At 60.0% G+C, this 12382-nt stretch carries 5 protein-coding genes; 4 read left to right on the top strand and 1 reads right to left on the bottom strand.

The window, feature by feature from the left end; translation table 11 throughout:
• The first annotated feature begins 258 nt into the window (after positions 1–258).
• From OIL88_01975 to gltA, 4 genes are all read left to right on the top strand, one after another.
• Positions 259–1386, top strand: a complete 1128-nt coding sequence (locus tag OIL88_01975) for an endonuclease domain-containing protein (GenBank protein ID HJI71142.1) — start codon at positions 259–261, stop codon at positions 1384–1386.
• 348 nt (positions 1387–1734) lie between these two features.
• Positions 1735–2364: an aminoacyl-tRNA hydrolase gene (gene pth / locus OIL88_01970; GenBank protein HJI71141.1), complete on the top strand. Its 630-nt coding sequence runs from the start codon at positions 1735–1737 to the stop codon at positions 2362–2364.
• Between the two features lie 373 nt (positions 2365–2737).
• On the top strand, positions 2738–3577 hold the full coding sequence (locus OIL88_01965) for a sulfide/dihydroorotate dehydrogenase-like FAD/NAD-binding protein (GenBank protein HJI71140.1): 840 nt from the start codon (positions 2738–2740) through the stop codon (positions 3575–3577).
• Positions 3568–4977: an NADPH-dependent glutamate synthase gene (gene gltA / locus OIL88_01960; protein HJI71139.1), complete on the top strand. Its 1410-nt coding sequence runs from the start codon at positions 3568–3570 to the stop codon at positions 4975–4977. Before OIL88_01965 ends, gltA begins: the two co-directional genes overlap by 10 nt.
• Positions 4978–5377: 400 nt before the next feature.
• On the opposite strand, the gene OIL88_01955 is transcribed toward gltA, so the two are convergent.
• Positions 5378–11989, bottom strand: a complete 6612-nt coding sequence (locus tag OIL88_01955) for a leucine-rich repeat protein (protein ID HJI71138.1) — start codon at positions 11987–11989, stop codon at positions 5378–5380.
• Positions 11990–12382 lie beyond the last annotated feature (393 nt).

Here is a 12382-nt window from a genome sequence, read left to right as displayed (position 1 = left end):
ATTACCGCTGCACATTTACCCTCAAATCGTCCTCGAGGGCCCTTAGAAACGCCTCGAACGCGCGATGCCTTATACGTATCTGAACTAACTGTCCAGCAGTTGTCGTCAACCCTCGCGGAAGAGCTCGATTTCCCGCAATCCCCTCAACCAATTCCTCCGACTTCATAACACCCAGCCGTTCATGGCACACAACACCCCACTGAGCGAAAAGAACGACGCGGCAACCACGTTTCGCCAACGGCTTAGTACCTTGTAGTTATGACGACCGTAATTTCACATCTCTCCGCCCTCCGCGCGATTCGCCGCGCACGACGGGCGTACTCTGCGCTTCCGTGGGACTCCATCGACGTCGGACAGCAATCGCGGGCTCTGGCTGGCTGCATCCCCAATAATGACGCCATAGACTTTGACGCGCTTTCGATGCTCGATGCCTGGAATGAAGACGATTCCGAACTGCTCGATCTTCTCGTTTCAAACGAAGACAACAGACGTCCCGACAAGCGACTTCTTCAGCATATTCTCTCTGCCCCGCTTCCCGAAGGGGCGATTATGCACATCGAGGCCGACATCTACGCCACATCCCCTGCCATGACGGCGCTGCTGTGTTCCAAAAATGAATCGGTTGCCAAAACCCTGATGCTTCTCATGGAGCTGCTCGGAACGTATTCTCTTCCGCCCGAGGCAACCTACCCCATCGCCTATGACGACATCTGGCCCAAGGCCGACACCTTCGAAGCGACGAACGATCTCGATTGCCGGAGCGACCAGTCGGTGACCGAGCAGCAAAATGAAACCCGCTACGAACAGGCGCACTACAAATGCGAGCCAGCCACGACCATCGAGGAGCTCGAGGCGATCGCACGGTTCGCAAAAAGCAGCTCATATACCTCGTTTCGCACTGCCGTCAAACTCGCCCGACCCGGATCTGCATCCCCAGCCGAATCCCTAATGTTTGCTGTTCTCGGAGCGCCCATGCGCTTTGGCGGATTCGGGTGTTGCAGCCTTCCCATGGGCGGCCTGCTACTCAACTATCGAGTCGACTTCGACGCCCTTGCGGTCAACATGTCCTCGGGCATCCCCTACGCCATCTGCGACTTATATTGCCCGGCAGCCGGTGTCGACAACGAATATAACGGAATTGGGCATGAGCTTCAAAACGCTCGCATCCACGATGGCAATCGAAATAATGGCCTCAAGGCAATGGGCATCCACGTCCTGGTTATCAATCGCGACCAAATGAAAGACCTTGTTGCGCTCGAAGCCTTCGCCCAAACGATGCATCGACTCGCGGGAGTCCGATTCCGCTACCGTATCAAGGGCTATCGCAAGCGTCAGGCTGCCTGGCTCAACGCCCTGCGGGCCGGAATCGGCCTCGCGCCGGTCTAAAAGACTTTTACCCAGTGTTACCTAGCATGGCTGGACAGTTAGTTCAGATTTGTATAAAAAGACGGCTAATATCGAGGTAGTTTGCCGCCATCCCGGCGCCAGTCACCTCATTTGAAGACTCGAAAGATCTGAAATAGCGCAAAATGTGCTCCCCAAAGCGCCGTGGCAGTTCCGCGGTCCCAATTTTGACAGTCAAAGACCTCTTGGTTTATACAAATCTGAACTAACTGTCCACCCCGGCTTCTGACGACTGCCCAAACGCCCTCATACAGCCTCAATCACCCGCCATTTGACAGCAGCAACGGGGTCGCTCACCATAGCAGGCGACAAATCAACGAAAGGATGAACATGGCAGCTGCACAGCCGCTTAAGATTCGCATGGTTGCCGGACTTGGCAACCCTGGCGAGGAATATGCCGAGACCCGTCACAACGCTGGTTTCAAAGCAATCGACGAGCTGGCCCGTCAGGCCGGCGTCACGTACTGGAAAAACCAAGCAGGCGCCGAGATCGCGCTCATCAACATCAACGATCCCGAGGAAGAGGGCGGCAAGCGCCAGATTGTACTGGTCAAGCCGCAGTCGTACATGAACACCTCGGGCGGGCCCATCTCCAAACTCTGCCGCGAGTACAAGATCAAGGCCGAGGAGCTGCTCGTCATCCACGACGAGCTCGATATTCCCGCCGGCGACGTGCGTGTTAAGGTGGGCGGCGGCCATGCCGGTCACAACGGCCTGCGTTCCATCATCGATAAGATGGGCAGCCGCGACTTCAGCCGCATCCGCACCGGCATCGGCAACCCTCCCGGCAAGATGGCCGTCGCCGACTACGTGCTTAAGCAGCTGCGCGCCCGCGAGGCCGAGGATTTCCAGGACACCTGCGCCCGCGCGGCCGACGCCGCCGGCCTGGCGATTGTGCACGGCGTAGTCTATGCTCGCGACCATGTCAACGGCGCCGCCTCCGCCAACGGCAAGCACTAAAACCTACTATTTAGGGACAGGGTTATTTTGGCAGGTTTTATCTACGGAAACGCCATGACAGCCGCGCCGTAATAAACCCTGTGCCGCCATACATATGCAGCGCCCCAAAGGGGGCCGGCCTCATCACAACCCGAGGCCGGCCCCTTTGCCGTTTTGCCTGATAAAACCGACCAAAATAAACCTGTCCCTATTTGGTAGGCCGAAGTGGATAAACCCTTTTCCCACCTGCCAAAGAAACACGTAAGCGACATTGCCATGAGGGTATAATTTGCACCGTATGTCTGCACAACGCCTGTGCGCGTACGGTTTTATTCGGGCTACCGTCCATTTCCGTGGAGGCACGGTTCGGCAGCCCTAACAAGAGAGGGGTTCTATGTATAAGATCCTGGAGAAGACGCAGTTCTCGGAGAAGGTGTTCAAGTTCCGCATCGAGGCGCCTGCAATCGCCAAGCATGCGCACGCTGGACAGTTCCTCATGGTTCGCGCCAACGAGACGGGCGAGCGTGTCCCGTTTACCCTGGCCGGCTGGAACGGTGACGAGGGCTGGGTCGAGTTCATCTTCATGGTGATCGGCAAGACCACCGAGATGCTTTCCACCTACGAGGCCGGCGAGTCGCTGCGCGACGTCGTGGGCCCGCTGGGCGTTCCCACCGAGATGGCTGAGGGCCCCTGCGCCGTCATTGGCGGCGGCGTCGGCCTGGCAATTGCCTTCCCGGTCGCCAAGCACCTGGTCGAGACCGGCCACGAGGTGCACGCCATCATGGGCGCCCGCACCAAGGACCTCCTGCTTATGGAGGACCAGTTCCGCGAGCTCCTCGACGAGGACCACATCCACATCACCACTGATGACGGCTCCTACGGCGAGCAGGGCGTTGTCACCGCTCCGCTGGAGCGCCTGCTTCAGGACAAGGCCGTGAGCCAGGTCTTCTGCGTCGGCCCCGTTCCGATGATGAAGTTCTCGACCCTCACCGCCCAGAAGTACGACACCCCCATCACCGCGTCGCTCAACCCCATCATGGTTGACGGCACCGGTATGTGCGGCTGCTGCCGCGTCGAGGTGGGCGGCGTGACCAAGTTCGCTTGCGTCGACGGCCCCGACTTCGATGCCACCCTGGTCGACTGGGATGACCTTCGTGCCCGCCAGGCCGCTTACCATTCCGAAGAGGGCGAGTCCCTCAAGGCCTATGAGGAAAAGAGCTGCGCATGCCACTAGTTAACGGTCGTTTCGTTGCCGATATGAAGTCGCCCCGCACCCCCGATAACGAGGAGCCGGCTGCCGAGCGCGCCTGCGACTTCCGCCCCGTCGACAAGGGCTTCACCGAGGAGATGGCGCTGGCCGAGGCCGAGCGCTGCCTCAACTGCAAGAAGCCGTTCTGTGTTGAGGGCTGCCCCGTCAACATCAACATTCCCCGCTTTATCGAGCAGATCCGCGCGAAGGACTTCGGCGGCGCTCTCGATACCATCCGCGAGGACTCCATGCTTCCCGCTATCTGCGGCCGCGTCTGCCCGCAGGAGAACCAGTGCGAGGGCAAGTGCATCCGTGGTAAGAAGTCCGAGCCCGTGGCCATCGGCCAGCTCGAGCGCTTCCTGGGTGACCGCCCCGAGCTCGCCTCCACGCCCAAGATGGCTCCCAAGAACGGCAAGAAGGTCGCCGTCGTCGGCTCCGGCCCGTCCGGCATCACCTGCGCTGGCGAGCTCGCCCGCAACGGCTTTGACGTTACCGTCTTTGAGGCCTTCTTCACCGGCGGCGGCGTGCTGGTCTACGGCATCCCCGAGTTCCGTCTGCCCAAGGCGGTCGTCAAGCGCGAGATTGACGGCCTGGAGGACATGGGCGTCAAGTTTGAGTACAACTCCGTCGTGGGCAACATGGCCACGGCCGAGGAGCTGTTCGAGCAGGGCTTCGACGCCATCTACGTGGCGACCGGCGCTGGCCTGCCCAAGTTCCTCAACGTCCCCGGCGAGAACCTGCCCAACGTCTTCTTCGCGAACGAGTACCTCACCCGCGTGAACCTGATGAAGGCCAACAAGTTCCCCGAGTACGACACCCCCACCAAGCACGGCAAGAACGTCGTCGTCTTTGGTGGCGGCAACGTGGCTATGGACGCCGTCCGCACCGCCAAGCGTCTGGGCGCCGAGCACGCCATCATCGCCTACCGCCGTACCGAGGACGAGATGCCCTGCCGTCGCGCCGAGCTGCACCATGCCAAGGCCGAGGGCGTCGAGGTTCTGCCGCTCGTCTCCCCGCTCGAGTTTGTCGCTGGCGAGGACGGCTCCGTGTGCGCCGTCAAGGTCCAGAAGATGGAGCTCGGCGAGCCTGACGAGTCCGGCCGTCGTCGCCCGGTGCCCATCGAGGGCGCCATCGAGGAGATCCCCTGCGACGTCGCAATCTCGGCTATCGGCACCAACGCCAACCCCTTCGCAAAGAAGATCGGCGGCAAGATGGAGCTCAACAAGTGGGGCTACATTGTTGCCGACGAGGAGACCGGCCAGACCACCGATCCCCGTATCTGGGCCGGCGGCGACATCGTCACCGGTGCCGCTACGGTCATTCTGGCGATGGGCGCCGGCAAGAAGGCCGCCGCTTCCATCACCAAGAGCCTACTGGGCGAGTAATCATCCGCAGCGCTAGCTACCAAACGGCAAAGTCCCCGTCGAGCACACGCCCGGCGGGGACTTTTTCTATGCCGGCCGACTACCACAAAGGGGACAGGCACCTTTGTGGTGGTTGGGGACTGGTCGGCAAACCAATTCCGGCGTTTGTCTCAATCTGTAACAGTTAGACCCTGTTGAGCCTTGTAGTTGTTACAGATCAAGATATTGTGCGAACATCCACCTGTTCATCTCAATCTGTAACAGTTAGAGGTCAAATTCCCCGCCTGGTGTTACAGATCGAGACATTAGATTGGCGGCCATTCGGTTCATCTCAATCTGTAACATCTAGAGCCGTTTTGGGCAGTTTGGTGTTACAGATCGAGATTTTACTGAGGCCGAGAACGAGAGCCGTCACCCAGCTCTAATGCTTGCGGCGCTTGGTCGCGGCGATGCCGGCTGCGGCAACGGTTGCACCGGCGATGCCCAGGGCAGCGACCGTCATCGCGGCGGAGTCACCCGTGCCGGCAAGCTCCGTGCCACCGGACTTCTTGCCGTTCTTGCCCTTACCCTTGGACTTGTTCGTCGTCACCGTGGTCGTCGTCGAAGTCGAACTGCCCGCAGGGACCCCGGCGCCACCAGAGCCATCCGTACCGCCACCCTGCTCGCCGCCGTCAGGCGTCGGCTCAGGCTCCGGCTTCAGACCGGGATCGGGCGTCGGCTCAGGCGCCGGCTCATCGGTCACCGTAATCGTAATGTTCAGACGCTCGGAATACTCGCTGTACGACATGCCAGGGCGCTGTGCCGCAATGCGCACATACATGTTGCTATCGAGCGCAATAGGCTCGGTGTACTTTACGCGGCCTTCGTCACGGCAGGGGCAGGTGTCGTTGGTGGTGTACCAAATCGTCGTGCCATCCTCGGCAGAAAGCTCCAGCTTCGTGCCCTTGGGCACCGTAATGTAGTTCTCCTTGGGCGACCATGCACCAAACGTCGTCGCACCAATCGTCGCCACCGGTCGCGCCGGTCGCACTGCCTCGGCAGACACGCGAACGTCGACCTGCTTGGACAGCGCCGTGCCGTCCACCGCCGCCGTCAACGTCGTCAAACCGGGCAGAGCACCATGCAGCACAAACGTCGCCGCGCCGTCCTCGCCCGTCACGGCCTGGTTGGCATCGACAGAGCAGATAGCCGAGGACTCCAGCCCAACACTAACCTTGGCGCCCGCAAACGGCTTGCCCGCCTTATCGGTCACGTGCGCCACCAGCTCAAAGTCACTGCCCTCAAGCATGGTCACGGCCTGCTCCACGTTGAGCTTGAGTTTGTCGGCACGAACGCCCACGACAAGCTCGCCGCTTGCCCAGCGCGCCATGGCCGTGCCGGCGTAGTTGCGAGCACCGTCGAGCTCAAACGACACCGTCGAGCCCACCTCACACGCATCGGCATAGCGAATACGCAGCACGCGCGACAGCGGCTTGCCATTGGGATCGTCCTGCTTATCGAGCCACGTATACGTCACGTCGCCCAAGCCCTGCGCGCACAATGCGGCCAGGGTATCGTCACTCGCATCCATATACTGCGCAAACTCAACCTCGACGCAATCGGTATAGGCATGGGCCGAAGCCACCTCGGGCGCCGCCGTCGACGCCAAGCCAATGTTCACCTCAGTCTGAATCGGCGGCACGCGCAGCCAGGCCGAACGCGCCTCCTCATACCCGTCCTTGGTCACGCGCACCTGATACCAGCCGGTCGGCGTATTCCAGTTGTACGCACCGTCCGCACCCGTTGCAAGCGGATTGTCCTGCTCATACTCCTCGGCATCCCAACGCACTGCATTGGTACCGGCCGCATCGTCGGCGCTCCACAGCTCAACCGTCGCGCCTTCAACCGTATTGGACAGCAGGCCCTCGTACACCACGCCCGCAGGGTCGGGTGCAGCCTTGGCAGCCACATTGCGATAACGCGCCTCGAAGATCGACTGCATCTTCTCGTCCGAGATCAAGCCGTCCTTGTTGGCCTTGTAGACCTCGGTATCAGTCAGCTCGCCCCAGTTGACCGTAATACGATTCTGGCACGCGCGCTCCACCTGCTCGCAGGCAACATCGTAGGCGCATTCGGCATTGGTCAGCTTAATCGCGCGCTCCGAACCTACGCTGGTCGAAGCCGCGTCATAGGCAGCGCCCACCACGGTACCCGCCGAACTGGCCGTCAGCACGCCGGCGATTGTCATAATGGAGCCCACCGCCACATCGGTGCTGTCGTGGCAGAGCTGGCGATGCAGCAGATCCTCAAACGCACGCGCCTTCTCCATGGCGTCGCGCAGCGCGTAAATGCACTTCCAGTCGTCCTCGGTCTTCTCGGGCTTGGCAAGCAGGCGCGTATGCTGAAGCTCATAGCCCTCGCGCTCGCCCTTCACCTTCTGCATACGGACGTTCACGTTCTCCCAGTTCTTGCTGGCATCGTTCACGCCGTAAATGCCGGTAAAGATGCCGATGCCCTGGGTCGCCGCGGGAAACGCCTGGCCGGCCGCCTTCCACGCATCGGTCTTAAAGACCTGTCCGAACATCTCGCACTCGATCTTATAGCTCTTGAGCGAACGAATCGTGCGGATGAGCTTCATATGGGCGCTCACGTCGCCGTTACGCTTCCAAGCCATAAGCCAGCCGCGAATCGTAGAGTTATTGAGGCTATGGACCACATTCCAGTTATCGTACAGATTGTCCAGAATGTCACACTGCATGGCGATCGAGTTAAACAGAAGCGCCTGGTTCTTGTTGTTATTGGAGTTCTCGATAAACTCCGACTCGATATAGGCCGTCTGCTCGCCATCGGGCGCGGCGACCTTAAAGCCCTTGACGGTATCGTCGTCAGCCGCCTTGTAGCTCAGTGAGCTGCCGAGCGCCTGGCCCAAATCGTTAAACCCGCTCGTCGACTGGCCGTTGTACTCGCTGGCCTTAATGCCCGCACACTTGTTGAGCGCCGCAGCGGTTGCGTCATTCCAGCTTCCATATTGGTTGAGCTGGCCGATACCCATCGACTGGCCCACCAGATCCTCGGCCTGCTGGGCAATAAACTCCGCTCGCGATGCATGGTCGACGAGCTCCTTGATGGCGGCCGCATCCGCAGCGTTCGCGCCCTGGGCCGCCGCGAGTTCCTGATACCAATCCTCGCTGGTGCCGTAAGCATCCTCAAAGATCATCTTGTCCACATTGACGCCATAGCTGTCGCCCTGCTGGGTCAGCAGCGCCGACGACCCGCCGACCGCGGCCTTGAGCTCAGCCGCAAACTGCGCGGCCTCGTCGTTGCCAGTACCATCACCCTCGCCGTCGCTGGCGGCAGGGGCGCGACGAGCCTTACGGGCAGCTCCACCTTGGGCTTCGTCCTCTTTACCGTCCTTGTCCTCCTCGGCAAACGCATCGGCGACCATCTGGTCAATCGCGTCGTTAAAGGCCTCGTCGACATCATTAAACGAGTTATCCATCATATACTCGTGCCACTGCTGCACGGCATTCGAGAACTCCTGCTGGCGCTCCTCGGCCGCGGCGGAATGCTTTTTGGCCGAAGCGTTGGCGTCAAAACTCAGCATGGTCATAAGCTGAGCATTGGAGATGCGGCAGGTCTGCGGCATAAAGATTTGCTCAAAGTTGCCGCAGTTCACATAGGTCGAGTCATTCGCCTTGTTAAACTCATTAAGCAGCTTAAGGTAACCCTCGTCCACATACTCCGCCGCATAGCGCACGCGGGTGCCCTCGCGCGACTTTTGAGTCAGAGGAATCGTCACCGTCTTGCCATCCACGCAGTCCACGTACAGGTCGAGCGTGTCGGCGGCCTCTTCGTTTCCCACCTCGAGCGTAATATCGAACGTCCAGTAGGCGTTCTTCTTTTGCGGCAGATGGTGGAAGGTCCACAGGCTCTTACCCGTGTCCTTGCCGTCCTTGACCAGGTTTTGCGTACCGCCACGATACGTCACATCAAAGTTCCAGACCGAAGCACCCGGAACATAGCGCACATAGTTGCGAGCCGTCACCTCTGCGGCAGCGGCGGCGACATCGGTCGAGCCCACGCGCGCTTCGAGCGTCACACGCTCGGCGGCAAGCGTATCCTGCGGCAGTTCGTATTCAATCTTGGCACGGCCGAGTTTATTGGTCTTGCCGGTGTACTTTGCAGCCGACGAGCCCGTCCCCACGGTGAGCTGCACGCTCTTGCCCGGCGCTGCATACACGTAGGCCACATTGCCCAGCAGGCTGTGAACGTCGGTGTTGTCGACCTCGATGCGCGATCCGCTAACCTCGAGTGTGGTGCTTCCCAGCGGCAATGTCACCTCGCCCAGCGTAATAAGCGGCGAGACGGCATAGATGCCCGCGGCCTTAGGCTTAAAGCGCACAAACACATCGGCGCCCGCACTCTTCTTCATATCGAGAACGAGGTTGTCGCCCTCCCAAGTTGTGGCAGCCCACATGGCATCGGAGCTGGCGCCGGCTTCGCGAGCGCCTGCGGACACATCCTCGACGGCATCCTTGGCCAGAGGAATCTCAATCTTGGCAGCCTGGCTGTCCTTGAGCTCGTAATGAATGCGCAGCTCGGTCTCCGCACCAACGACCGCGGACGAATCAGCGATAACCGAGCCCGCCGTCAGCCCGCGCTCGGCACGATACGTCTCCACGTCAAACGTGGGGACGTCGAGCGTCACGTCGAGCTGTTTGCCGTCCTCAATCTTCACCTGCTTTTGCGCGATATGCTTACCCACGGTCAGCCCTAGGCGGCTAAACGTGGAATAGCTCGTCGCTTGGATGTCGTAGCTCGTCTTGTTAAAGGCGACGATGGTGTACGAACCGGCCTTAAGGCGCGGCGTCTCGGCCTTCATGATAGGCGTGGTGCCATCGTCTTCGTAACCCATCAAATAGGTGACGCCGTCGGCGACTAGCTTGCCGTCGGACGTACGGAACACCAGCACGCGGTTGGCGCCCTGGTAGTCGCCCTTGGTCGTGACCGTCGCCGTGCCCCAGGGTTTCAAGTCGATATCGACCTTGCCGGCCGAAGGCTTCACCGTCGCCGTCGCCCCACCCAGCTTGAGGCTGTCTTTGGGCTCGAGCGTTATCTCCAGATCCTGGTCTGCATCGGCAATGGCCTGCGACACCACGAGCGCTGTACCCTGGATACGGAAGTCGTTTTCCTTGTCACCCTTGGCAGGCTTAAGCGTCTTGCCGCCGCTCTTCACCGTCAGATCGATGTTATCGAGACTATCGAGCTCAATGCGTTCGGTCTTATCCTGGCCCACAATCGGTTCAAGAAAGCCCACGTTGAGCTCAATCGCGCGCGAAGCCGGAATCTTGGTAAAGTCCTCCGCCTTAATGTCTCCGATATTCCATGTGCCCGTCATCTGGTCGCCCGGGCGCGCCAGCACCATGTCATAGTAACCGCTGAGCGAAATGCGCAGGGTGGCCGCCGTCTTGGAGAGGGCGTCCGCTGTAAAGCTGCCGTCATCGCCAACCGCCAGCGGCGTGGACTGCCCCGCCTGCACGAGCACGGCCGCCGCGCCCTGGGGAAGTTTGCCCGTGATCTGGGCCGCCTCGCCCATCCACTCAAACGTGTAGGCAGGCTTCGAGGAATCGACGGAGTCCTTGCGATCGGCCACGGCATCGGCAAGCTTTTTGACCATCGAGGGGTTGCCAGCCGAATCGGTCGCATAGGCATAGATGGTCTGGCCTTCACTAAAGGGAATCGCATACGTTACGCCATCGATTGTCACGCGCTCATTATAGTCGCCCGGATAGCCCGCCTCACCAAGCTGAAGATCGGGGTTCATCACGCGCAGGGCAACGGCATTATGGTTCGTCTCGTTTCCGTATCTCGTGTTCTCAAAAGCTCCCCACTCTATCATTTCCACGCTTTTGGGTAGCACAATCTCTTTGCCGGCAATCGCAGGATCAAGAGAGGCGAACGCGAGCGCCCCGATAGATTTGACACCATCGCCGATCGTCACCGACGACACATGCGAGCACCCATCAAAGGCATAGTGCCCGATCCGCTCCACCGTGCCCGGCACATTGATCTGCGTAAAGGTGAGCACTGTTGTGTCCGAGACATAGAACTGTGGCACGCCGCAATAGGCGAATGCAAGATAGTCGATAGTTTTGACCGAAGGCGGCAGCGTTGCCACCACCTTGTCGTCAAGTTGTTCACATTCCTTAAAGGCCTGCTCGGGAATCGTGGTAAAGGCCGCGTTGTTGGGCCAGGTTACCGTTTGGAGCGTCTTGCTTTTGTAGAATGCATAGCTCTTGAGCTCCTCGACCGAATCGGGCAGTGCGATCTCTTTGATGCTGCTGCCGCCCAAGCCTCCAACCGAGCGGACATGCGAATTAGGGGCGAAGGTGATCGATGTGAGCGCAGCGCTTCCCATACCCGTAAGGCTTACGACATTTTTGTCGTCGATGGTCGAGGGCACCTCCAACGTGGTAATGCCCGCGTCGCCATACTCGATAGAAATTTCGTTGGTGAGGCTATCAATCGAGAAGTAGTACTGCGCGGGAGTCTGCTCGCCGGCCACGTAGCCATCATCGTATTCGCCTTTTACGCCCGTGGCGCCCTTCGAGGTTGCCCAGAGTTCAAGTTCCTCGTTCCAGGTTGCCTCGGCACCGGAAGCCTCCTCTTGCTTCTGCTGCTCGGCGAGTTCCTTGCCCTCGACAAGATCGGTGGCGAGCGTACCCGCAGGTGTGCTCTCGGTCTGCCCGGCGCCCGTCAGGCCTGCCGCCAATGCAATCTCGGAGTCCGGGGGCGTAAGGACGTCATCGGCGGCGGGCACTGTGGGGTCGGCAACGCCGGCATCGGGCGCGGCGTCGGCGGCATCGGGCGCGGGGTCGGCGGCGTCGGCGGCATCGGCATCGTCTACTTGTTCGACATCCGTCTGCACAAAGGTGCTATCGGTGGTGAGGGTCTCGGCAAACGCGCCCGCGGGCAACGAACCCGTCACCATGGTGAGGGTCACCGCGGCAACGGTCAGGCGGCGGCAAAGCGCTCGAACAGTGGTCCACCTCATGGTCGTTCCTTTCCTGAAACCAAAAGTCATCCAGCGTAATCGTCGTCCAAAAACAAAGCGAACGGTAGGTTCATATATACGAACCTACCGTTCTACCTGCGCAAACCGCCACAAAGGGGACAGGCACCTTTGTGGCGGTTTGGGGTCTGGTCGGCGAACCGATTCCGATGTTTGTCTCGATCTGTAACAGTTAGGCCCTGTTGAGCCTTGTAGTTGTTACAGATCGAGATATTGCTCCAGCCGCCCCCGCTTTGTCTCAATCTGTAACAGTTAGAGACCAAATTCCCCGCTACGTGTTACAGATCGAGACGTTAGGTTGGCGGCCATTCGGTTCATCTCAATCTGTAACATCTAGAGCCGTTTTGACTGGCTTGGTGTTACAGATTGAGATTT

The organism is Coriobacteriaceae bacterium, from assembly GCA_025992855.1.
Lineage (GTDB): Bacteria > Actinomycetota > Coriobacteriia > Coriobacteriales > Coriobacteriaceae > Collinsella.
This window is presented reverse-complemented; position numbering and strand designations above follow the sequence as displayed.

Coding starts and splice junctions, on each gene's coding strand:
- gltA (HJI71139.1), top strand. CDS start 3,568: ATGCCACTAGTTAACGGTCGTTTCGTTGCCGATATGAAGTCGCCCCGC.
- OIL88_01955 (HJI71138.1), bottom strand. CDS start 11,989: ATGAGGTGGACCACTGTTCGAGCGCTTTGCCGCCGCCTGACCGTTGCC.
- pth (HJI71141.1), top strand. CDS start 1,735: ATGGCAGCTGCACAGCCGCTTAAGATTCGCATGGTTGCCGGACTTGGC.
- OIL88_01965 (HJI71140.1), top strand. CDS start 2,738: ATGTATAAGATCCTGGAGAAGACGCAGTTCTCGGAGAAGGTGTTCAAG.
- OIL88_01975 (HJI71142.1), top strand. CDS start 259: ATGACGACCGTAATTTCACATCTCTCCGCCCTCCGCGCGATTCGCCGC.